The sequence below is a fragment of the Mixta sp. Marseille-Q2659 genome (assembly GCF_940807255.1).
Classification (GTDB): Bacteria; Pseudomonadota; Gammaproteobacteria; order Enterobacterales; family Enterobacteriaceae; genus Mixta.
The window spans coordinates 19,624-42,883 of record NZ_CALNWY010000023.1 but is presented as its reverse complement, the minus strand read 5'-3'; the positions used below and the strand labels follow the sequence as shown (position 1 = coordinate 42,883).

The 23,260-nt window shown below is 51.4% G+C and carries 19 protein-coding genes and 4 pseudogenes; 13 read left to right on the top strand and 10 right to left on the bottom strand.

The window, feature by feature from the left end:
- Nucleotides 1-17 precede the first annotated feature (17 nt).
- Together P3C52_RS15340 and P3C52_RS15335 are read left to right on the top strand one after the other, a co-directional pair.
- On the top strand, nt 18-1,358 hold the full coding sequence (locus P3C52_RS15340) for a UDP-glucose/GDP-mannose dehydrogenase family protein (protein WP_275555834.1): 1,341 nt from the start codon (nt 18-20) through the stop codon (nt 1,356-1,358).
- Nucleotides 1,359-1,372: 14 nt separating this feature from the next.
- On the top strand, nt 1,373-2,377 hold the full coding sequence (locus P3C52_RS15335; RefSeq protein ID WP_275555833.1) for an NAD-dependent epimerase: 1,005 nt from the start codon (nt 1,373-1,375) through the stop codon (nt 2,375-2,377).
- Nucleotides 2,378-2,509: 132 nt separating this feature from the next.
- On the opposite strand, the gene hns is transcribed toward P3C52_RS15335, so the two are convergent.
- A complete protein-coding gene (hns, locus tag P3C52_RS15330; protein WP_085071573.1) occupies nt 2,510-2,917 on the bottom strand; it encodes a histone-like nucleoid-structuring protein H-NS in 408 nt (135 codons plus the stop codon).
- Nucleotides 2,918-3,430: 513 nt separating this feature from the next.
- Here hns and tdk point away from each other — a divergent pair.
- Nucleotides 3,431-4,056, top strand: a pseudogene (tdk, locus tag P3C52_RS15325) (thymidine kinase).
- Nucleotides 4,057-4,183: 127 nt separating this feature from the next.
- Here the strand turns inward: tdk and adhE are convergent.
- On the bottom strand, nt 4,184-6,871 hold the full coding sequence (gene adhE, locus P3C52_RS15320) for a bifunctional acetaldehyde-CoA/alcohol dehydrogenase (protein WP_275555832.1): 2,688 nt from the start codon (nt 6,869-6,871) through the stop codon (nt 4,184-4,186).
- Nucleotides 6,872-7,346: 475 nt separating this feature from the next.
- Between adhE and P3C52_RS15315 the strand changes: the two genes are divergently transcribed.
- From P3C52_RS15315 to oppF, 7 genes and pseudogenes are all read left to right on the top strand, one after another.
- Nucleotides 7,347-7,994, top strand: coding sequence for a YchE family NAAT transporter (locus P3C52_RS15315; protein WP_275555831.1), 648 nt, complete (start codon nt 7,347-7,349; stop codon nt 7,992-7,994).
- Between the two features lie 656 nt (nt 7,995-8,650).
- Nucleotides 8,651-10,240 (top strand): ABC transporter substrate-binding protein, encoded by a 1,590-nt coding sequence (locus tag P3C52_RS15310; protein WP_275555830.1) that lies wholly within the window; start codon nt 8,651-8,653, stop codon nt 10,238-10,240.
- Nucleotides 10,241-10,405: 165 nt separating this feature from the next.
- Nucleotides 10,406-12,046 carry an oligopeptide ABC transporter substrate-binding protein OppA gene (gene oppA / locus P3C52_RS15305; RefSeq protein ID WP_275555829.1) on the top strand — a complete coding sequence of 547 codons (1,641 nt, stop codon included), beginning with the start codon at nt 10,406-10,408 and terminating at the stop codon, nt 12,044-12,046.
- 87 nt (nt 12,047-12,133) lie between these two features.
- Nucleotides 12,134-13,054, top strand: coding sequence for an oligopeptide ABC transporter permease OppB (oppB, locus tag P3C52_RS15300; protein ID WP_275555828.1), 921 nt, complete (start codon nt 12,134-12,136; stop codon nt 13,052-13,054).
- Nucleotides 13,055-13,068: 14 nt separating this feature from the next.
- Complete coding sequence (gene oppC / locus P3C52_RS15295) at nt 13,069-13,977, top strand: oligopeptide ABC transporter permease OppC (RefSeq protein ID WP_275555827.1); 909 nt, start codon at nt 13,069-13,071, stop codon at nt 13,975-13,977.
- Nucleotides 13,978-13,988: 11 nt separating this feature from the next.
- Nucleotides 13,989-15,000: pseudogene (locus P3C52_RS15290) on the top strand (ABC transporter ATP-binding protein).
- Nucleotides 14,997-15,998 carry a murein tripeptide/oligopeptide ABC transporter ATP binding protein OppF gene (gene oppF / locus P3C52_RS15285; RefSeq protein WP_275555826.1) on the top strand — a complete coding sequence of 334 codons (1,002 nt, stop codon included), beginning with the start codon at nt 14,997-14,999 and terminating at the stop codon, nt 15,996-15,998. Before P3C52_RS15290 ends, oppF begins: the two are co-directional and overlap by 4 nt.
- 58 nt (nt 15,999-16,056) lie before the next feature.
- Here oppF and P3C52_RS15280 read toward each other — a convergent pair whose 3' ends face one another.
- Complete coding sequence (locus P3C52_RS15280; protein ID WP_275555825.1) at nt 16,057-16,380, bottom strand: HI1450 family dsDNA-mimic protein; 324 nt, start codon at nt 16,378-16,380, stop codon at nt 16,057-16,059.
- Nucleotides 16,381-16,426: 46 nt separating this feature from the next.
- Nucleotides 16,427-17,887, bottom strand: a complete 1,461-nt coding sequence (cls, locus tag P3C52_RS15275) for a cardiolipin synthase (protein WP_275555824.1) — start codon at nt 17,885-17,887, stop codon at nt 16,427-16,429.
- Between the two features lie 155 nt (nt 17,888-18,042).
- Between cls and P3C52_RS15270 the strand changes: the two genes are divergently transcribed.
- Nucleotides 18,043-18,216 (top strand): YciY family protein, encoded by a 174-nt coding sequence (locus P3C52_RS15270; protein ID WP_275555823.1) that lies wholly within the window; start codon nt 18,043-18,045, stop codon nt 18,214-18,216.
- A gap of 122 nt (nt 18,217-18,338) precedes the next feature.
- On the opposite strand, the gene P3C52_RS15265 is transcribed toward P3C52_RS15270, so the two are convergent.
- Complete coding sequence (locus tag P3C52_RS15265; protein ID WP_275555822.1) at nt 18,339-18,635, bottom strand: YciI family protein; 297 nt, start codon at nt 18,633-18,635, stop codon at nt 18,339-18,341.
- Between the two features lie 207 nt (nt 18,636-18,842).
- On the opposite strand from P3C52_RS15265, the pseudogene tonB reads away from it, so the two are divergent.
- Nucleotides 18,843-19,584 (top strand): annotated as a pseudogene (tonB, locus tag P3C52_RS15260) (TonB system transport protein TonB).
- 78 nt (nt 19,585-19,662) lie between these two features.
- Here tonB and yciA read toward each other — a convergent pair.
- The 4 genes and pseudogenes from yciA to P3C52_RS15240 form a co-directional block, all read right to left on the bottom strand.
- Nucleotides 19,663-20,086: pseudogene (yciA, locus tag P3C52_RS15255) on the bottom strand (acyl-CoA thioester hydrolase YciA).
- A gap of 57 nt (nt 20,087-20,143) precedes the next feature.
- Nucleotides 20,144-20,680 carry a septation protein A gene (locus P3C52_RS15250; RefSeq protein ID WP_275555821.1) on the bottom strand — a complete coding sequence of 179 codons (537 nt, stop codon included), beginning with the start codon at nt 20,678-20,680 and terminating at the stop codon, nt 20,144-20,146.
- Between the two features lie 59 nt (nt 20,681-20,739).
- Complete coding sequence (locus tag P3C52_RS15245; RefSeq protein WP_275555820.1) at nt 20,740-21,477, bottom strand: YciC family protein; 738 nt, start codon at nt 21,475-21,477, stop codon at nt 20,740-20,742.
- Nucleotides 21,478-21,502: 25 nt separating this feature from the next.
- A complete protein-coding gene (locus P3C52_RS15240) occupies nt 21,503-21,922 on the bottom strand; it encodes a YkgJ family cysteine cluster protein (RefSeq protein WP_275555819.1) in 420 nt (139 codons plus the stop codon).
- Between the two features lie 265 nt (nt 21,923-22,187).
- Between P3C52_RS15240 and ompW the strand changes: the two genes are divergently transcribed.
- Nucleotides 22,188-22,820, top strand: coding sequence for an outer membrane protein OmpW (gene ompW, locus P3C52_RS15235; protein ID WP_275555818.1), 633 nt, complete (start codon nt 22,188-22,190; stop codon nt 22,818-22,820).
- A gap of 45 nt (nt 22,821-22,865) precedes the next feature.
- On the opposite strand, the gene P3C52_RS15230 is transcribed toward ompW, so the two are convergent.
- Nucleotides 22,866-23,180: a BON domain-containing protein gene (locus tag P3C52_RS15230; RefSeq protein ID WP_275555817.1), complete on the bottom strand. Its 315-nt coding sequence runs from the start codon at nt 23,178-23,180 to the stop codon at nt 22,866-22,868.
- Nucleotides 23,181-23,260: the final 80 nt, after the last annotated feature.

Sequence of the window (23,260 nt, the reverse complement as noted above, 5' to 3'; positions counted from 1 at the left end):
AGCAACAGGATAACGCAATGAAAGTCACCGTATTTGGTATCGGCTATGTGGGTCTGGTTCAGGCTGCGGTACTGGCCGAAGTCGGACATGACGTTCTTTGTATTGATGTCGACGAAAACAAAGTCGAAAATCTGAAGAAAGGGATCATTCCCATTTATGAGCCAGGTTTGACGCCGCTGGTTAAGCAAAACTATGAAGCGGGTCGCCTGAACTTCACCACCAACGCCGAAGAGGGCGTAAAACATGGCGTCATGCAGTTTATCGCCGTGGGTACGCCGCCGGATGAAGATGGCTCTGCCGATCTGAAATATGTTACTGCGGTAGCGCGCACCATTGCTCAGCATATGGATGAGCATAAAGTGGTGCTGGACAAGTCTACCGTACCGGTCGGCACCGCCGATCGCGTGCGTAGCGTAATGCAGGAAACCCTGAATGCGCGCGGCGTTAACCTGACGTTTGATGTCGTTTCCAATCCGGAATTCCTGAAGGAAGGCGCGGCGGTTAACGACTGTATGCGTCCTGAGCGTATTGTTGTCGGTACCGATAACGATGAGGTTGTTGAGCTGCTGCGCGAGCTGTATGAGCCGTTCAACCGTAATCACGATCGCCTGATCCTGATGGATATTCGTAGCGCTGAGCTGACCAAATATGCGGCGAACTGCATGCTGGCCACCAAAATCAGCTTTATGAATGAAATCTCGAACCTTGCAGAGCGTCTGGGTGCGGATATTGAAAAAGTGCGTCAGGGCATCGGTTCCGATTCCCGTATCGGCTACCACTTTATCTATCCGGGCTGCGGCTATGGCGGTTCTTGCTTCCCGAAAGATGTTCAGGCGCTGATCCGCACCGCTGAAACCATTGGCTATAAACCGCGCCTGTTGCAGGCTGTGGAAGATGTCAATGACGATCAAAAGATGAAGCTGCCTGGCTTTATCAAACGTCATTTTGGCGAAGACCTGAAGGGTAAAACCTTCGCGCTGTGGGGCCTCTCCTTTAAGCCTAACACCGATGATATGCGTGAAGCTTCCAGCCGCGTCCTGATGGAAACGCTGTGGGCTGCGGGTGCGACGGTGCAGGCATTCGATCCTGAAGCAATGGATGAAGCGCAGCGTATTTATGGTCATCGCCCAGAGCTGAAACTGATGGGTACTAAAGAAGCGGCTCTGCAGGGTGCCGATGCGCTGGTCATTTGTACTGAATGGCAAAACTTCCGCGCGCCGGACTTTGACGTTATTAAAAATGCCTTAAAACAACCCGTGATTTTTGATGGTCGTAACCTGTATGATCCAGAAAGAATTAGCAAACGCGGTTTTGTTTATTATGCAATTGGCCGCGGAGCGTCTATTCAAATTGCATAATTAATGAGGTAAATATGAACTATCTGGTTACCGGCGCGGCAGGGTTTATTGGTTTTCACGTTACCCAACGCCTGTTGTCGGCCGGTCACCAGGTTGTCGGTCTCGACAACCTGAATGATTATTATGATGTAAATCTTAAACGTGCCCGCCTGAATCAAATTACGTCCCCAGATTTTACCTTTATCGAAGGCGATTTAGCCGATCGTGAAGCAATAGCATCATTGTTTGCGCAGCATCGTTTCCAGCGGGTGATCCATCTGGGTGCGCAGGCAGGCGTTCGATATTCGATTGATAATCCGCATGCTTATGCAGATGCTAACCTTATCGGGCACCTTAATATTCTTGAGGGATGTCGGCACCATAAAATTGAGCATTTGCTCTATGCTTCTTCCAGCTCGGTTTATGGGCTGAACCGTAAAATGCCTTTTTCTACCGATGACAGCGTAGACCATCCGGTTTCGCTCTATGCGGCGACAAAAAAGGCCAATGAGTTAATGTCTCATACCTATTCGCATCTGTACGGTATTCCTACCACCGGCCTGCGTTTCTTTACCGTATATGGGCCGTGGGGACGCCCCGATATGGCGTTGTTTAAATTCACCCGGGCTATAATCGCGGGCGAAAGTATCGACGTATATAACAATGGCGAAATGCGCAGAGATTTTACTTATATCGATGATATTACCGAATCAATCTTTCGGTTGCAGGATGTCATTCCGCAAAAAGATAGCAGCTGGACGGTAGAAGACGGTTCTCCTGCCACCAGTTCGGCGCCTTATCGCGTTTATAATATCGGCAACAGCCAGCCCGTTACCTTAATGGCTTATATTGAAGCGCTTGAAAACGCTTTAGGAATGAAGGCACAGAAAAATATGCTGCCTATGCAGCCAGGGGACGTGCTGGAAACCAGCGCGGATACGCAGGCTTTGTTTGATGTTATCGGCTTTAAACCGCAAACGGGCGTGGAAGAGGGCATCAGTCGCTTTGTAAGCTGGTATCGAGACTTTTATAAGGTCTGATAAAAGGAAATAAAAAAGGAAGCTGAGAGCTTCCTTTTTTATGGGTGTGGCCTGGTGTGACAATAACGCCAAAAATGACCAATAAAAAACCCCATAACAAAATGGGGTTAAGAGAAGCACCCTGAACAGGAATTACAGCAGAAAATCGTCCAGCTGTTTGCCTTCCTCTTCAATGGCTTTCTTGATTACCGCTGGAGTACGGCCCTGGCCGGTCCAGGTTTTACTTTCGCCATTTTCATCGACGTATTTATATTTAGCCGGACGGGCAGCGCGTTTAGCTTTGCCGCTGGTTTTAGTCGCAGCCATAGTTTGCAGCAGTTCGTTTGGATCAATACCGTCAGCGATCAGCATTTCACGGTACTGTTGAAGTTTACGCGTGCGTTCTTCAATTTCAGCCTGTGCCTGACTTTCTTCTTCACGGCGTTCATTAACGACAACTTCCAGCTTCTCCAGCATTTCTTCCAGAGTTTCCAGAGTACATTCTCTGGCCTGGGCGCGCAGTGTACGGATATTGTTCAGAATTTTAAGTGCTTCGCTCATTGTCCTAATCTCAAAATATACTGGGTGGGAGAAATGTTCTGCCTGATAATAATAGAGGTGGAAAAAAGGAACTGCAATAGTTAATTTTGTAAGAAATTCACAAAGTCTTATTAAAATGAGATTTGCATAACGCAATTGAGGGAAAGTTATAGTTATCTCAGGCGAAAATAAGCGGGCTGCATTAAAGCGGTTACATAAACAGCCTTAGCCTTCAAAGGGATTATCTGTTCAGCTTATGCTTAGAATCATCGCATAACCTATAGCGTAAGGGCATTACGCTTAAAGTCACTCAGGCTGGCGTTATGTAAAAACGAGTCATAATAAGAGTTCAATTTGATTTTTTATCATTTTATGCCGCCGCTATACTTTATGTTTAAGTCGCTATCGCGGTTAAACAAGCGCCGCGGTTAAAACGATTATTCATATTGAAAGGTTATCCCGTCCGGTCTGACAGCCTGTGATACAATCGCCAGCGTATTTTTCTTTAACCCTTTTTGGCGGAGTTCAGCCCCTATGGCTCAGCTTTATTTCTATTACTCGGCAATGAATGCCGGAAAATCCACCGCATTGTTGCAGTCTTCTTATAATTATCAGGAAAGAGGGATGCGTACCCTGGTCTGGACTGCTGAGATCGACGATCGCTTTGGCAGCGGTAAAGTAAGTTCACGCATCGGCCTTTCATCGCCAGCTAAATTGTTTAACAATCAGACTTTGCTGATAGATGAAATTACTGAAGAACATGAAAAAAAGCCGGTGCATTGTATCTGGTAGATGAATGCCAATTTCTTACGCGCGAACAAGTCAAAGAACTTTCCGATGTCGTCGATTATCTGGATATACCCGTCTTGTGTTATGGCCTGCGTACTGATTTCCGCGGTGAATTATTTAGCGGCAGCCAATATTTATTAGCATGGGCAGATAAGCTAATCGAATTAAAAACTATCTGTCATTGTGGCCGTAAGGCTGGAATGGTGCTGCGGCTGGACAGCGAAGGAAAGCCCTATGCCGAAGGCGAGCAGGTAGTGATCGGCGGGAACGAACGCTACGTTTCTATGTGTCGCAAACATTATAAAGAAGCGCTGGCTAAAGGCTTCTGGAGCCCGCCGAGCGGCGATAAAAGGGAAGGTACTGGTCTGTAGAAAAAACGCGTCAGCGAGGCTTACAGACGGTTTAAACAACGTGCAGTAAAAGGTGTATCGACAAGCCAGTGACGCTAACACAATAAAAAACCCGCCGAAGCGGGTTTTTTTATCTGCCTGGTCTTAATCAGGCTTTTTTAGCTTTTTTCTCTGCCTTAACATCTTTCACCGGCTGAGCGCTAATGGCTTCAGATACGGATTCAAACGGTTCGGCATATTCGCGGCCGTAGAAGGTATCCAGCATGATCTGTTTCAGTTCAGCAATCAGCGGATAGCGCGGGTTTGCACCGGTACACTGGTCGTCAAATGCGTCTTCAGCCAGTTTATCGACTTTAGCCAGGAAATCTGCTTCCTGAACGCCAGCTTCACGGATAGATTTCGGAATGCCCAGCTGCGCTTTCATATCTTCCAGCCACGCCAGCAGTTTTTCAATTTTCTGCGCGGTGCGGTCACCTGCAGCGCTCAGACCCAGATGGTCGGCGATTTCAGCATAACGGCGGCGAGCCTGCGGACGGTCATACTGGCTGAATGCGGTCTGCTTAGTCGGGTTGTCATTAGCGTTATAGCGAATAACATTCGAAATCAGCAGGGCATTGGCCAGACCGTGCGGGATATGGAACTCTGAACCCAGCTTGTGCGCCATAGAGTGACATACACCCAAGAACGCATTCGCAAAAGCGATACCGGCGATAGTGGCGGCGTTATGTACGCGTTCACGAGCAACCGGGTTTTTCGCGCCGTCGCGGTAGCTGTCTGCCAGATTTTCTTTCAGCAGTTTAAGTGCCTGCAGAGCCTGGCCGTCAGAGTATTCATTCGCCAGTACAGAAACGTAAGCTTCCAGCGCATGGGTTACCGCATCAAGACCACCAAACGCAGCCAGTGATTTCGGCATGTTCATCACCAGGTTGGCATCAACAATCGCCATGTCCGGGGTCAGCGCATAGTCAGCCAGCGGATATTTCTGACCGGTAGCGTCATCGGTTACTACCGCAAACGGCGTAACTTCAGAACCGGTACCGGAAGTGGTGGTGACGGCAATCATTTTCGCCTTCACGCCCATTTTCGGGAACTTGTAGATACGTTTACGAATATCCATGAAACGCAGCGCCAGCTCTTCGAAATGGGTTTCAGGATGCTCGTACATAACCCACATGATTTTGGCTGCATCCATCGGTGAACCGCCGCCCAGCGCGATGATGACATCCGGTTTAAAGGAGTTCATCTGCTCTGCGCCTTTACGTACGATGCTCAGTGTCGGGTCAGCTTCTACTTCAAAGAAAATCTCGGTTTCGATACCGTGAGATTTCAGTACGGAAGTGATCTGATCGGCATAGCCGTTATTAAACAGGAAGCGGTCGGTTACGATAAATGCGCGTTTCGCACCGTCGGTTGCCACTTCTTCCAGCGCAATCGGCAGAGAGCCGCGACGGAAGTAAATAGACTTAGGAAGTTTATGCCACAACATATTCTCAGCTCGCTTGGCCACGGTTTTCTTATTGATAAGATGTTTAGGACCGACGTTTTCAGAAATAGAGTTGCCGCCCCATGAACCGCAGCCCAGCGTCAGAGAAGGAGCCAGTTTAAAGTTATAAAGGTCGCCGATACCGCCCTGGGACGCCGGAGTATTGATCAGGATGCGCGCGGTTTTCATTTTGTCGCCAAAATAGTTAACGCGGTCATGCTGGTTGTCTTGATCGGTATAGAGGCAAGAGGTATGACCGATACCGCCCATGGCGACCAGTTTTTCCGCTTTCGCTACGGCGTCTTCAAAATTCTCAGCGCGATACATTGCCAGCGTCGGTGACAGTTTTTCATGAGCAAACGGCTCAGACTCGTCGACCAGTTTGACTTCGCCAATCAGAATTTTGGTGCTTGCCGGTACGTTAATGCCTGCCATTTCGGCAATTTTCACCGCCGGCTGACCGACGATGGCGGCATTGAGCGCGCCGTTTTTCAGGATAATGTCCTGTACCGCTTTCAGCTCAGCGCCCTGCAGCAGATAGCCGCCATGGCTGGCAAAACGCTCGCGTACGGCTTCGTAAACGGAATCCACGACAATAACAGACTGCTCAGATGCACAGATAACGCCGTTATCGAAGGTTTTCGACATTAAGATAGAAGCAACCGCACGTTTAATATCAGCCGTTTCGTCAATAACGACCGGCGTATTACCTGCGCCCACGCCGATAGCTGGTTTACCGGAGCTGTATGCGGCTTTCACCATGCCCGGACCGCCTGTCGCCAGGATCAGGTTGATATCCGGGTGATGCATCAACTGGTTAGACAGCTCAACGGAAGGCTGATCGATCCAACCGATGATATCTTTCGGCGCGCCGGCGGCGATAGCAGCCTGCAGAACGATGTCAGCCGCTTTGTTGGTGGCATCTTTCGCACGCGGATGCGGAGAGAAGATGATACCGTTGCGGGTTTTCAGGCTGATCAGCGCTTTAAAAATAGCGGTAGAGGTTGGGTTAGTCGTCGGAACGATACCGCAAATCAGACCAGTAGGTTCAGCGATAGTGATAGTACCGAACGTATCGTCGGTTTCGAGGATGCCGCAGGTTTTTTCATCTTTATAGGCGTTGTAAATATATTCAGAAGCAAAGTGGTTTTTAATCACTTTATCTTCCACAATGCCCATGCCAGATTCTGCAACGGCCATTTTAGCCAGCGGAATACGTGCGTCAGCGGCAGCCAGCGCGGCAGCGCGGAAAATTTTATCAACCTGCTCTTGAGTGAAATTGGCGTATTCGCGCTGTGCTTGTTTTACACGTTCAACAAGTGCGTTAAGTTCAGCGACATTGGTAACGGCCATAATGCTCTCCTGATGGAAGTTAAACTCTTTTAGTAAACCAGCCTGGCTGAAGAGCCGGCACGTTACTGTTAAGTGCGTGCAAATAACGCATTTTGCGCTTTACTTATTGCAGACTGTTTACTGAAAGAGTTTCTATGGCGATAGCGCTTAATAAAGCGGAGCGCAAGTCGTTATCAATTCCTTTTGATGGTTTGAGCTTACCTGGATCGGGGTAGGTGAATGTTGATATAGATCAATATTCCTTAAAGCTGACACCTTTCAGCTTGTTTGGTTTTTGAGCTTCATCACACTTTGAGCATCCTTCTGCGAAAATGATGTCATTTCGCATCATGAGCTAAACAATACTTTAACAATAGTATTTGCATCTGGTTTTTCATAAAATTTAAGCCTTTTGTTCTGGTGTTATCCACTGGCAAGTCGATGATATTTACATTAAATTAAGGCAGTTTTCATTGGCGCAGTTGCGGAGCAGTTTGTGAATACCCTTGCACTGGATTTATCTGGCTATATTAAATTTTTTGTTGGCCTGTTTGCGCTGGTGAATCCCATCGGCATTATTCCTGTTTTTATTAGCATGACCAGCTATCAGCCTGCGGCTGAAAGGAATAAAACTAACCTGACGGCGAACCTGGCCGTAGCGATCATTCTCTGGACCTCGCTGTTTCTCGGTGATGCGATTCTGCACCTGTTCGGCATCTCTATTGATTCCTTCCGTATTGCCGGCGGCATTCTGGTCGTTACCATTGCGATGTCGATGATTAGCGGCAAGCTGGGCGAAGATAAACAGAATAAGCAGGAAAAATCAGAAACGGCGGTGCGTGAAAGTATTGGTGTCGTACCTTTAGCACTGCCTTTGATGGCCGGGCCCGGCGCGATTAGCTCAACCATTGTCTGGAGTACGCGCTACCACAGCTGGGTAAATTTGTTGGCTTTCAGCGTGGCGATCGCGCTTTTTGCCTTTTGCTGTTGGCTGCTGTTTCGGGCTGCGCCAATGATGGTGCGCGTGTTAGGCCAAACCGGCATTAACGTGATAACGCGTATTATGGGCTTATTGCTAATGGCGCTGGGCATTGAATTTATCGTTACCGGTATTAAAGCTATTTTTCCCGGCCTGCTTAACTAAACCGCGACCGATGCTTTTGAGCATCGGTACTGCATTTATTGTCGACAACAGAAGGACTTATTTTTTAAGTTAACGCTTTTTTTGCTCCTTTACAGCGCAATCGGCGCTTTTTTTGCACCTCAGTGGTGCATTTATTCATATCTCTTAATAGCCTTGCTAAATTATTAGCGTTCTTGCTCGCCATTGTTTTTAACCTGCTTATTTCTGCAAAAATGTGATTATTTTCACATCAGTTGCTGCGCCATTTTTTTCATTTATAAGGCTTTTATCACGGATTCTTCACCTGGCCCAGGTGATTGCACTATGTGAAGCAAAAGTTATGATTTTTTGCTTGTTTTGTAGACAAATACTGACAGTTGCTGTCGGATAAAATGAGATTTTTTTGTTTTTATGTTTAATTTCAAACTTTTAATGAATATTTTGGCATTAAAAATAACGCTTCCGTGTTACAGATGATCATGATAAAAGAGAAATAGATAACATTTTTACTATTTGGTTTTGGCGCGCTAAAAATTCATCTGTTAACTTCCGGTAAACAAAATTTTCTGATGCTGACAAAGTGAGAACGGATTTTGCTTAACAGCCTGTAGATAACTCTTAATGAGCAAAAGGTTTTAATGAACTCAGCAATCCTTAAATGCCGTAGCAGCGCTGTGATGGCTATTCTCCTGACTTCGTTTTTTCATGCTCACGCCGCCAGCGTGCCGTCGGGAACCCGGCTGGCGCCGAATCAAAGTATTATTATCAATAACGGTACCGAAGTGGCTTCGCTGGATCCGCATAAAACGGAAGGCGTGCCGGAAAGCGATGTTATTACCAATCTGTTGGAAGGCCTGGTCGCTACCGATAATTTTGGGCATCTGGTGCCTGGCGTGGCGCAGGCGTGGCAGCAGCAGGATAATATCTGGATCTTTACGCTGCGCACTGACGCTCGCTGGAGCAATGGTGAACCGGTAACGGCGGAAGATTTTGTCTATAGCTGGCAGCGGCTGGTGGATCCGAAAACAGCATCGCCTTATGCCAGCTATCTACAGTATGCGCATATCCTTAATGTCGATAAGATTATCGCCGGTAAGCAACCGCCATCGGCGCTGGGCGTAAAAGCGTTAGATAAACAGCACCTTCAGGTTACGCTTACCCAGCCGGTGCCGTACTTTACCGCTATGCTGGCGCACACCGCGTTAAAGCCGGTGCATCGGCAGACCCTGGAACAGTGGGGCGACAAATGGACGAGGCCGGAACACTACGTTGGCAACGGCGCTTTTACGCTTAACAACTGGGTAGTGAATGAAAAAATCACCCTGAAGCGCAATCCGCAATACTGGGACAATGCCAATACGGTCATCGAAACGGCCACTTTTTTACCCATCAGCTCAGAAACCAGCGACGTCAACCGCTACCGTAGCGGCGATATTGATATGACCAACAGCGCGATTCCGCCAGAACTTTTTCCGATGCTCAAAAAAGAGTTGGGCAATCAGGTTCGCGTGAGCCCTTACCTTTGCACTTTCTATTACGAGTTGAATAATCAACGTGCGCCCTTTAACGATGCGCGCGTACGCGCCGCCGTTAAGCTGACGCTGGATCGTCAGATTATTGCCGAGAAAATCATGGGGCAGGGGCAAATTCCTGCTTTCGGTTTCACACCGCCTTTTATTGACGGTGGAAAATTCACCGCACCGGCCTGGTTTAACCAGACGCAGGCTGAACGCAATGCTGCCGCCAGAAAACTGTTGGCCGAAGCGGGCTACAGCGCACAAAAACCGTTGTCGTTTACGCTGCTCTATAACACTTCCGATCAGAATAAAAAGCAGGCCATTGCCGCTGCGTCGATGTGGAAGAAAAACCTTGGCGCTAACGTCACGCTGCAGAATCAGGAATGGAAAACCATGCTGAATACGCGGCATGAAGGCAATTATGATGTGGCGCGGGCAACCTCGTGTTCCGACTATAACGAACCGTCCACCTTCCTCACTATGCTGCTTAGCGACTCCTCAACCAATACCGGGTTTTACCGCAGCCCGACATTTGACGCGTTAATGGCAAAATCGTTAACCGCTGCCGATGATGCACAGCGCGCAGACCTCTATCAGCAGGCGGAAAACCAGCTGGATAAAGATTCAGCGCTGGTGCCGGTCTATTACCGCGTTAGCGTACGGCTGGTTAAGCCGTGGGTTGGCGGCTACACCGGCAAAGATCCGCAGGACCGGCAGAACGTTAAGTATTACTACATCACCCAACATTAACAGATTGTCCGGCACGGCAGTGGCGGGCAGTCGATGATGGCAACCCTAAAAACAGGGAGCGAACCCTGTCCGGCTTCAGGTTCCGAAGATCGTGACAGGTTACCCGTACAGCGGGGGAAAGCCGCAGGTCAACGCCGCGGTAATTATAAAAAAACTGGAGTAAACATGACCAACATCACAAAAAAAAGCCTGGCTGCGCTTGGCGTTATGGCGGCGCTGGGCGCTTTGGCAGGCAACTCTGCGCTGGCGGCAAATGTGCCAGCTGGCGTTCAGCTGGCAGATAAACAGGAGCTGATAAGAGGCAACGGCGCCGAGCTGCAATCGCTCGATCCGCATAAAGTGGAGGGTGTGCCGGAATCCTATGTCAGCCGCGACCTTTTTGAAGGACTGGCGATTACCGATGCCGACGGCAAAATCCAGCCGGGCGTGGCGGAAAGCTGGGAGAGCAAAGAGGGCGGCAAAGTCTGGATTTTCCATCTGCGTAAAGATGTTAAATGGTCAAACGGCGAACCGTTAACCGCGAATGACTTTGTGTACAGCTGGCGTCGTCTGGCGAGCCCTAAAACCGCATCGCCTTATGCCAGCTATCTGCAATATGGTCATCTGCTAAATGTGGATGACATCATTGCTGGTAAAAAAGCGCCGGATACGCTGGGTGTGAAAGCGATTGATGACCATACGCTGGAAGTGACGCTCAGTGAAGCGGTGCCTTATTTTTATAAGCTGATTATTCACCATTCCATGTCGCCGGTTTATCGTCCGGTGGTCGACAAATTTGGCGATAAATGGACGCAGCCGGAAAATTTTGTTGGCAACGGCGCGTATAAAGTCAAAGAGTGGGTGATCAACGAGCGCCTGGTCGTAGAGCGCAACCCGCAATACTGGGATAATGCCCATACGATCCTGAACAAGGTGACCTTCCTGCCGATCTCTTCTGAAGTGACGGATACCAACCGCTATCGCAGCGGCGGCAGCGATATGACCTATAACTATCTGCCGATCGAGCTGTATCAAAAGCTGAAAAAAGAGATCCCGAACGAGATCCACGCCGACCCGTATCTCTGCACTTACTATTACGAAATCAATAACCAGAAGCCGCCGTTTAACGATCCGCGCGTGCGTACCGCGCTGAAGCTGGGTATCGATCGCGACATTATCGTGAATAAAGTTAAGGCGCAGGGCGAAGATCCCGCCTGGAGCTATACGCCGCCCTTTACCGACGGCATCACGATGACGAAGCCGGAGTGGATGAGCTGGACGCAGCAGAAACGTAATGAAGAGGCGAAAAAATTGCTGGCGGAAGCGGGCTATACGGCGGATAAGCCGCTATCTTTTAGCCTGTTGTACAATACTTCCGATCTGCATAAAAAGCTTGCCATCGCCGCCGCCTCTATCTGGAAGAAAAATCTGGGCGTCGAGGTGAAGCTGCAGAATCAGGAGTGGAAAACCTTCCTCGATACGCGTCATCAGGGTAATTTTGATGTGGCGCGCGCCGGCTGGTGTGCCGATTATAATGAGCCAACCAGCTTCCTGAACACCATGCTTTCCGACAGCAGCAACAACACGTCGCACTATAAGAGCCCGGAGTTCGATAAGCTGCTGGCGCAGGCGCTGGCTGCCAAAGATGAAACCGCACGCGCGCAGGTTTACGGCGAAGCGGAAAAAGTGCTGGATAAAGATTCGGTAATCGTGCCGATCTACTACTACAAAAACCTGCGTCTGGTGAAACCTTACGTTGGCGGCTATACCGGCAAAGATCCGCTGGATAACTCGCACGATAAAGATCTTTATATCATCAAACACTAATGTAGGTTTGCGGGCGGCGCGAGCCGTCCATTTTGAGCAATAGGGCTTCAGCCGTCCGGCTGAAGCCAGATCCGTCAGGTACGAGCAATGTTAAAGTTCATCCTGCGTCGCTGCCTTGAAGCAATTCCGACGCTATTTATTCTGGTCACCATCTCTTTTTTTATGATGCGCCTGGCGCCCGGCAGCCCTTTTACCGGCGAGCGCACGCTGACGCCGGAAGTTATGGCGAATATTGAAGCGAAATATCATTTAAACGATCCGATGTGGAAACAATATACTGATTATCTCGTCCAGTTAGGTCACGGCGATTTTGGCCCTTCGTTTAAATATAAAGATTATACCGTTAATGATTTAGTCGCCGGATCCTTTCCGGTTTCCGCCAAACTTGGCGCGGCTGCGTTTATTTTTGCCGTGATACTTGGCGTAACCGCAGGCGTTATCGCTGCACTGAATCAGAACAGTAAATGGGATTACGTGGTCATGAGCGTGGCAATGACCGGCGTGGTAATCCCCAGCTTTGTGGTGGCGCCGCTGTTGGTATTAATTTTCTCTATTACCCTGAAATGGTTGCCTGGCGGCGGCTGGAACGGCGGCGCGCTGAAATTTATGATCCTGCCGATGGTCGCGCTTTCCCTGGCTTATATCGCCAGCATCGCACGTATTACGCGTGGCTCGATGATTGAAGTGATGCATTCCAACTTTATTCGTACCGCACGTGCTAAAGGATTGCCGATGCGTCGTATTGTATTGCGTCACGCCTTAAAGCCGGCGCTGCTGCCGGTACTCTCTTATTTAGGCCCGGCCTTTGTCGGCATTATTACCGGCTCAATGGTGATTGAGACCATTTACGGCCTGCCGGGAATCGGTCAGCTATTTGTGAACGGCGCGCTTAACCGGGATTATTCGCTGGTGCTGAGCCTGACTATTTTAGTCGGCACGTTAACCATTTTATTTAACGCCATCGTTGACGTGCTTTACGCCGTGATCGATCCGAAAATTCGTTATTAATACCGGGGCTCGCCATGATTTTGAGTAAAAAAAATAGCGACGCTCTTGATACATTCAGTGAAAAGCTGGAAGTAGAAGGGCGCAGCTTATGGCAGGACGCGCGTCGTCGTTTTATTCACAACCGGGCGGCGCTGGCCAGCCTGTTTGTACTGGTGCTGATCGCGCTGTTTGTGATTATTGCGCCCTGGGTTTCGCCGTTTACCTATGACGATACCGACTGGGCCATGATGTCCGCCGCGCCGGATATGGCTTCCGGCCACTATTTCGGCACCGATTCTTCCGGGCGCGATCTGTTAGTGCGCGTCGCCATCGGCGGACGTATTTCGCTGATGGTCGGCATCGCCGCCGCGCTGGTGGCGGTGATTGTCGGCACCTTATACGGCACGCTGGCGGGCTATCTGGGCGGCAAGACCGACTCGGTGATGATGCGCCTGTTAGAGATCCTTAACTCCTTTCCGTTTATGTTTTTCGTGATTCTGCTGGTGACCTTTTTCGGCCAAAACATTCTGCTGATCTTCGTCGCTATCGGCATGGTTTCCTGGCTGGATATGGCGCGTATCGTGCGCGGCCAAACTTTGAGCCTGAAGCGCAAGGAGTACATTGAGGCGGCGCAGGTCGGTGGCGTTTCGACTATCAATATTGTGCTGCGCCATATCGTGCCTAACGTGCTGGGCGTAGTAGTGGTGTACGCCTCGCTGCTGGTGCCGGGCATGATCCTGTTTGAATCTTTCCTCAGCTTTCTCGGCCTCGGTACGCAGGAGCCGTTGAGCAGCTGGGGCGCGCTGCTCAGCGACGGCGCGAATTCAATGGAAGTTTCACCCTGGCTGCTGCTTTATCCGGCCGGTTTTCTGGTGATAACGCTGTTCTGTTTTAACTTTATCGGCGATGGCCTGCGTGATGCCCTCGATCCGAAAGATCGTTAAGGAGTTTCCCGATGAGTACAATTGAGGTTCAGCCAGCAATGGCACAAAGCGCGGGAAGCGACTTACTGCTTGACGTAAAGGATTTACGCGTGACGTTCAGCACGCCGGACGGCGATGTGACGGCGGTTAATGACCTGAACTTTAGCCTGCGGGCGGGGGAAACGTTAGGGATCGTCGGCGAATCTGGTTCCGGTAAATCACAAACCGCTTTTGCGCTGATGGGGCTGCTGGCCAGCAACGGGCGCATCGCAGGATCGGCGCGTTTTAACGGTCGTGAAATCCTTAACCTGCCGGAAAAGCAGCTGAATGCGCTACGCGCGGGCAGGTGGCGATGATTTTCAGGACCCGATGACCTCGCTGAATCCTTATATGCGCGTCGGCGATCAGCTGATGGAAGTTTTACAGCTGCATAAAGGTATGAGCAAAGCACAGGCGTTTGAAGAGTCGGTCCGGATGCTTGACGCCGTGAAAATGCCTGAAGCGCGCAAGCGCATGAAAATGTATCCCCACGAGTTTTCCGGCGGTATGCGCCAGCGCGTGATGATCGCCATGGCGCTGCTCTGTCGTCCCAAATTGCTGATTGCCGATGAGCCGACCACCGCGCTCGATGTGACGGTGCAGGCGCAAATTATGACGCTGCTGAACGAGCTGAAGCGCGAGTTCAATACCGCCATCATTATGATTACTCACGATCTGGGCGTGGTGGCAGGCATCTGTAATAAAGTGCTGGTGATGTACGCCGGACGCACCATGGAATACGGCAGTGCGCGCGATGTCTTTTATCATCCGGCGCATCCTTATTCGCTGGGGCTGCTAAATGCGGTGCCAAGGCTGGATACCGAAGGCGAATCCTTAATGACTATTCCGGGTAATCCGCCCAACCTGTTGCGCCTGCCGAAAGGATGTCCGTTCCAGCCCCGTTGCCCTTATGCGATGGAAATCTGCCAGTCCGCGCCGCTGCTGGACGCCTTTGGCGAAGGACGTTTGCGCGCCTGCTTTAAGCCGGTGGAGGAGTTAGTATGAACGCCGTAGCTGAGAAAAAAGTTCTGCTCGAAATCGCCGATCTGAAGGTGCATTTTGATATTAAAGACGGTAAACAATGGTTCTGGCAGCCGCCGAAAACCCTGAAGGCGGTCGATGGCGTTAGCCTGCGCCTGTATGAAGGTGAAACGCTGGGCGTGGTGGGCGAGTCCGGCTGTGGCAAATCCACGCTGGCGCGCGCCATTATCGGTCTGGTCAAAGCGACCGAAGGGCGGGTTGCCTGGCTGGGGCGCGATCTGCTGGGCCAGAGCGAAGAGGAATGGCGCAAAGCGCGCAGCGATATTCAGATGATTTTTCAGGATCCGCTCGCATCGCTGAATCCGCGTATGAACATCGGCGATATTATTGCCGAGCCGCTGCGCACCTATCATCCGAATATGCCGCGTCAGGAGATAAAGGATCGCGTGAAAGCGATGATGATGAAGGTTGGCCTGCTGCCGAACCTGATTAACCGCTATCCGCATGAGTTTTCCGGCGGCCAGTGCCAGCGTATCGGTATCGCGCGCGCGCTGATTCTGGAACCAAAGCTGATCATCTGCGATGAGCCGGTCTCGGCGCTCGACGTCTCCATTCAGGCGCAGGTGGTTAACCTGCTGCAACAGCTTCAACGTGAAATGGGGCTGTCGCTAATCTTTATCGCGCACGATCTGGCGGTGGTAAAACATATTTCCGATCGGGTGCTGGTGATGTATCTGGGCCACGCGGTAGAGCTGGGAACCTACAGCGAGGTTTATAACAATCCGCAGCATCCCTATACGCGCGCGCTGATGTCCGCCGTACCGATCCCCGATCCCGATCGCGAAAAAAATAAGACCATCCAGCTGCTGGAGGGGGAATTGCCTTCGCCGATTAATCCGCCGTCGGGCTGCGTGTTCCGCACCCGCTGTCCTATTGCCGGGCCGGAATGCGCGCAAACCCGCCCGCTGCTGGAAGGCAGTTTCCGCCACGCGGTCTCCTGCCTGAAGGTGGACCCGTTGTAAGACAACGAATAAAAAAGGCTGCCTGAGGCAGCCTTTTTACTTTGTGCTGATACCGCACTTATTCACGCCACAGAATATGGCACAGCTTATGGTCTTTCTCACGGCACAGCAGCACGCGGGCAAACACGTCGGTAACTGGCTCGCCGTCCGCCTCGCCAAGGCCGATCACCACCTCGGAGAAAAAGTCGGGGTTAAGGTCGAAATCAACATGCTCGCGCCAGTCCTCTGACGGATCGAACAGCTCGGCGCCGCCGCGTTCTTCAAACTGCAAATTGAACAGGATAATGTCCGCCGGATCGAGGTTATCGCCCGCCAGCTCCAGAAAAATATCGTAAGCCTGTTCCAGCGTTTCATCTTCAGTAAGACGGTTATTTAAATCCATGATTGATCCCGTATGCCCGCAGGCTTAATAGCATTTTCCGCACGTTTTACAGCAACGGACTAAAGAAGTAAAACAGTCGTTCCACGATCCGCTGCCACCAGGGGCGATGGGCCCAGCGTTTGGCATCAACCAGACGGGAACGGGCGATATAATCATCCTGCACGTGCGCCAGATCGCTGCCGAAGCCGTCGTCGTCAATTACCAGGGTAATTTCAAAATTGAGCCACAAGCTACGCATATCCAGGTTAACCGTACCAATCAGGCTTAGCTGACCGTCAACCAGTACGCTTTTGGTATGCAACAGGCCGCCTTCAAATTGATAAATTTTTACGCCCGCTTCCAGCAGTTCGGTAAAGAAGGCGCGGCTGGCCCAGCCGACCAGCAACGAGTCGTTATGACGCGGCACAATAATGCTGACCTCGACGCCGCGCAGCGCTGCGGTACAGATCGCATGCAGCAAGTCGTCGCTGGGCACAAAGTAGGGCGTTGTCATAATCAATTGTTCACGTGCGGAATAAACCGCCGTCAGCAGCGCCTGATGAATCATATCTTCCGGGAAGCCGGGGCCGGAGGCGATAACCTGAATAATGTGGCCGCTCTCCTGCTCGAACGGCATTACATTGGTATCCGGCGGTGGCGGTAAAATACGTTTTCCGGTTTCGATCTCCCAGTCACAGGAGTAGATGATCCCCATGGTGGTGGCTACCGGGCCTTCCATGCGCGCCATTAAATCGATCCACTGGCCGACACCGGCATCCTGTTTGAAATAGCGCGGGTCCACCATATTCATGCTGCCGGTATAGGCAATATAGTTATCAATCAGCACCACTTTACGATGCTGGCGTAAATCCATACGCCGCAGGAAGACACGTAGCAGGCTGACCTGCAACGCCTCTACCACATCTATTCCGGCATTGCGCATCATTGCCGGCCACGGGCTGCGGAAAAAAGTGACGCTACCGGCGGAATCCAGCATCAGGCGACAGTGAACGCCGCGCCGCGCCGCCGCCATCAACGTTTCCGCCACCTCATCCGCCATGCCGCCCGGATGCCAGATATAAAACACCATCTCAATATTGTGGCGCGCCAGCTGGATATCGCGGATTAGCGCTTTCATCGTGTCATCAGTGCTGGTCAGCAGCTGAAGCTGGTTGCCCTTTACGCCGGCAATGCCCTGTCGATTCTCACACAGCTGAAACAGCGAACGGGCGACATCGCTGTGTTCGCTAGCAAAGATTGAATGGCAGATTTTTAAATCATTCAGCCACTTAGCGGTCGAAGGCCACATGGTACGTGCGCGTTCCGCCCGCCGTTTGCCCAGATGAAGCTCGCCAAAAGAGAGATAAGCAATAATACCGACCAGCGGCAGAATATAGATAATCAGCAGCCATGCCATCGCCGAGGTCACCGCGCGGCGCTTCATCAGGATGCGCAGGGTCACGCCAGCAATCAGTAACCAATAACCGAAAAACACCAGCCAGCTGATCAAGGTATAGAACGTGGTCATTAAGTGGAAATCCTGTTCGCGCTTTGATGCAGGAAGTGTACGTGGAGATAGCTACCTGCGAAACCCTTTGTCGTTAATCGGCTACAGAGAAGGATGTTGCCTCGCCAGGAAAAGGTCTATAATGCGCCGCGTTGTTAAGCAATCGGACAAATATCATGAAGCGCAGCAGAAATGAAGTTGCTCGCTGGCGTATGTTGCGTCAGGCTCAACGCAAAAGGGCGCGCTGGCTGGAAGGGCAGTCGCGGCGTTATCGACGTATTCACGGAATCCGTTATCAGCTGGCGCAGCAGCAGCGCCGTTCAGTGCTGTTTATCAATTATTTTTGGTAAGAAAAAGGGAGCTAAGCAGGCTCCCTTCATGTTTATTTGCTCGCTTAAATCGTATCGCTTTCCCGGCAGGCCGCCAGCGGCAAGCGCGAACTTTACGCTTATTTACCCGTCAGTAGTCACAGTCAGAACACGCGCTTAAACGGCTTCACGGCCACGTTTCTGTATACGCCCGCGGCAATGTACGGATCGTCTTCCGCCCAGGATTGCGCCGCTTCTAGCGAAGGAAATTCCGCAATCACCGTTGAGCCGGTGAAACCCGCCGCACCGGGATCGTTGCTGTCTACGGCTGGCATGGGCCCCGCCACGATTAAACGGCCCTCGTCCTGCAACAGCTGGAGACGGGCAAGATGGGCCGGGCGAACGGCGTTACGCTTTTCCAGCGAATCGGCATTGTCTTCAGCATAAATGACGTACAGCACGGTAGATACTCCTTTGAAGGGCGGTCAGTTTGGCAGTTACGTTAAGTTATCGTAAAGTTTTGTGCAAATGAAAAGATACCGGCTTGTTGACCTGTCGCAACGAACCCCGGTTTTATGCGTTTTTCTGCCGCTCTTGGTAGGGGAGTTGTTGAAACTGATTGCTATTTGCATCTAAAATTGGCGCTTCACTTAACCAATCGAATAGTTATGACAACGCTGACGACTCCTTTACCACGCCGCTTATCAATCTCGATGTTGCTTTCAGTGGCGCTGCACGGCAGCGTGATTGCCGCTTTGTTGTACGCTTCGTTTAACCGGACTGTCGAAGCGCCGAAAATGTCCCAGCCGATTAGTGTCTCGCTGGTGGCGCCGGAAATTCAGCCTGAAGCGCAGCCGACGCCAGCGCCGGCCCCGGAGCCTGAACCGCAGCCGGAACCAGAACCGCAGCCAGCGCCAGAACCGCCGAAACCGGAACCGGTGCCGATTCCCAAACCTGAGCCGAAGCCTAAACCGAAACCCAAACCGGTTAAAAAAGAGGTGGTGAAGCCGCGTAAAGAGATTAAGCCGCGCACCGAGCCGCGTCAGGCTTCGCCGTTCCATGAAAATACCGCCAAGACAACCTCAGCTGCGCCTTCTACGGCGCCGAAAACCTCGCCTGCGCCTTCCCGCACCGTTTCTGACGGGCCGCGTGCGCTGAGGGTCGGCAAGCCGGGCTATCCGGCCCGCGCGCAGGCGTTGCGTATTGAAGGGGCGCGTGCGCGTGCAGTATGACGTCGACAGCAGCGGTCGCGTGGATAACATCCGTATTTTGTCGGCGCAGCCGCGTAATATGTTTGAGCGCGACGTGAAGCAGGCGATGAGAAAGTGGCGCTACGAGAGCGGCAAGCCGGGCAGCAACCTGACGATGACCATTGTGTTCCGTCTTAACGGCGGCGCCAGCATGGAATAAGGCGACAGCATAGCCAACAAACGGCTACCCAAAGGTAGCCGTTTTTGTATCAAATCGTCTTAACAGACGGCGGTCATTTTATTCCACGTCCGGCGCCTGATAGTGGCTTTTGCCGTTTGGTAGCGGACGCGTTGCCCGCCTCATCAACCGCCACATAAACAAATATCGCTTCCGTCGTGCAATAGCGCTGTCCCAGCGGCTCAGAAGAGACCTTTTTAATCCACACTTCTACCTTGATCGTCATTGAGCTGCTGCCGGTACGAATACAGCGCGCATGACAGCTGACCACATCGCCTACCGCGACCGGCTTCAGAAAGGTCATGCCATCGACGCGCACCGTTACGACACGGCCTTCGGCAATTTCTTTCGCCAGAATAGCCCCGCCTATATCCATCTGCGACATCAGCCAGCCGCCGAAAATATCGCCGTTAGCGTTGGTATCGGCGGGCATTGCCAGCGTGCGTAATACCATTTCACCTTGCGGCTTGCGATTATTGTCCATAGCTTCCGTATTTTCTCTGCATAATAAAAACCCGGCGCATCGGCCGGGCGGAATAAATTATTTTTCCTGCTGCGGCATCAGACGATAAATATAAACGCCGCTCAGTAAGGTAAACAGCAGCGTCAGTCCCGTCAGCCCGAAAACTTTAAAATTAACCCAAACTGCCTGCGGCAGCCAAAAGGCGACGTAAATATTTGCCAGGCCGCATGCCAGAAAAAAGAGTGCCCAGGCGATATTAAGCTTACGCCAGGCGTGCTGCGGCAGCTGCAACTCTTTGCCCAGCATGGTCTGAATTAGCGGCTTGTCCATAAACAGCTGGCTGAACAGCAGCGCCAGGGCGAACAGCGTATAAATTACCGTCACCTTCCACTTAATAAATTCATCGTTATGGAAAACCAGCGTCAGGGTGCCGAAGATCGCAACCAGCACAAAGGTAAAAATGGTCATTTTTTCCAGCTTGCGCCAGAGGATCCAGCTGGCCACCAGCGCCAGGCCGGTAGCGGCAATCAGCGCGCCGGAAGCGACATAAATATCGTAAAGCTTGTAGAAAACAAAAAAGACCACCAGCGGGAGAAAGTCGAGTAGTTGCTTCATAGTGAATTCCAGATCGTGCCTGCAAAAGCATAACGGCATACCAGGTATGCCGTCAGACCTTAACGCAGCAGCATATAAAGGCGGAACAGATAAATAACCAGAATTGCCGAAACCAGATTGCTCAGCGCGTTGAGCAGTACGGAGGCGACATTAGCTGGCAGCACGGTAAAGGACGAAGCCAGCAGCAATAACGCCATTTTTGCCAGCAGCCAGACGATTACCGCCGGTGCGATCAGCCGAATATGCGCCCAGGCAAGCCGGCTGCTGGCGCGCATTGCTGCCATAATGCCGGTTTTCTCGATCGCCATAATGACCGGCGCCAGCGAAAGCAGAATGCCCAGAATAACGCCGGGGATCACCAGCACCATAAAGCCCAGCTGCACCAGTAGCGTAATCAGAAATGTCAGCAGCAGTAACCGTGGCAGCAGAGGAGCGGACGCGCCAATCGCGCGCAGCGCGCTCGTGCGTTGACCCGCCGAAACCAGTGGGATCAGGCAGAGCATCGCGCCCAACAGCAGCGTATTGCCAACCAGCGAAGCAAAGGTGCCCGCCGCTGAAGCGCGTAGCAGCACCTGTTGCTGTTCCGGCGTCAGGTTTTGGATCACTTCCAGCAGCGAACTGGCGCTGCCGTTATCGCCTTCGCTCAGTATAGAGAGCTGATCGGCGCCAGGCGTCAACGCATGGCCAATCATCACCGTAATCAGCGATGTCAGTAATGCTATCAGCACAATGGTCACCAGCTGATGGCGCAGAAAATTTCCCGTGTCACGGTATAGCGAGCCCGCCGTGATGGACATGTACACTCCTTTGGTAATTACCGGTTTACAGATCCGGCGATTGTACATGGTCTGACGCGGTACTGGCACCCAGACTTACATAACTTTCAGTAAGCGACGGAATTGGTGAATAAAACAGCGGCGGCAGGCCATATTTCGCGCGCGCCCGATCGCAGGCTTCGTTACCGATGCCGTTCTCGCCAGACATCGCAAACTCACGACAGGGCGTTGGCCGGTTTTCATAAATGCCGCAGGAAACGCACTGGCCGACTTCGCCTTGCAGGGCGACACAGCGCGGTGCCCGCGCGTTGGTACCGCGCATATTACGCATCAGCAGATTAAGCGGCTCGGTAAGCTCAGCAGGCACGCGACCGCCGGCATCGTCAGCCTCAGCCCAGTAAAAAGAAACGCGAAAATGGGCGCAGCAGGCGTCACAGGAAACACAGGGATTGAAGTTATCGCTCATTTGATCGCCCGCCCTCCCAGGCATCGAACCAAAATCACACAGGAAGATCAGCAAAGTAATCGTTCAACTAACTTCCTGCAACGGAAATTTCACAGCTGTTACGCCAATGTTTATTGATTTAAATCAATGTTAGTTTTTTTAAGGGGAATGAAAAAATTGATCTGCATGATTTTTATCTCGTTTCGTTGTACAAAGCCTCACTAACTCATTTGCAGTATTTATGGGTAATTTGGGGTTACCCCTTTTTAATAACAAAGGAGTCGTTATGAAACGGGCAGCACTTGCGTTGGCATTTCTTACCGCCGTTCCGGTAATGGCCAGTGCGCATCAGGCAGGTGATTTTTTTATGCGTGCGGGTAGCGCAACGGTTCGTCCCACCGAAGGGTCTGATAATGTGTTGGGGATGGGATCGTTTGATGTTGATAACAATACCCAGCTGGGCCTGACATTCACCTGGATGGCCACAGATAATATTGGTATCGAGCTGTTGGCGGCAACACCGTTCCGTCACAAGGTTGGCCTGGCCGCCACCGGAACGCTGGCCACGGTACGGCAGCTACCGCCCACGCTGATGGCGCAATATTACTTTTTCGACAGCAACAGTAAATTGCGACCTTACGTGGGCGCCGGCATTAACTACACCACCTTTTACGATACCGACTTCAATCAGACCGGACGCGATGCAGGCCTGAGCGATCTCAGCGTGAAAGATTCCTGGGGCGTAGCGGGCCAGGTGGGGCTGGATTATGAAATCGATCAAGACTGGATGCTGAATATGTCGGTCTGGTATATGGATATTGATACCGAAGTGAAATTTAAGGCGGGTGGTCAGCAGCAGAATATCGATACGCGCATTGATCCGTGGGTCTTCTTTTTTGGCGTCGGCTACCGTTTCTGATTATTCCGTAAAATAACAGGCCGCATCGGCGGCCTGAAAAACAGCTTATTTAATCTGCATGTTATTGACCACGGATTTCACTCCCGGCACACGGCGCGTAACTTCTACCGCATGGTTGGCCATCTGCGGAGAAGAAACAAAACCGCTTAGCTGTACACGTCCTTTAAAGGTTTCCACGTTAATTTCACGCGCTTTCAGCGACTCATCACCGAGAAACTGCGACTTCACCTTCGTGGTAATCACGGTGTCATCGATATAGCCGCCGGTTCCTTCCTGCGTTGCGGTCGGAGCGCAGGCGCTCAGCATCATCGCCACCGCAGCGGCAGCCACTGTACTGGTAAAGAACTTAACAGATTTCATTGTGCTACTCCCTGTCATGAAAAAGGCCGTTGCCGCTTCGATTAACAGCAAATCAAGTGTGGTCGAGAAGAGAGGAAAAT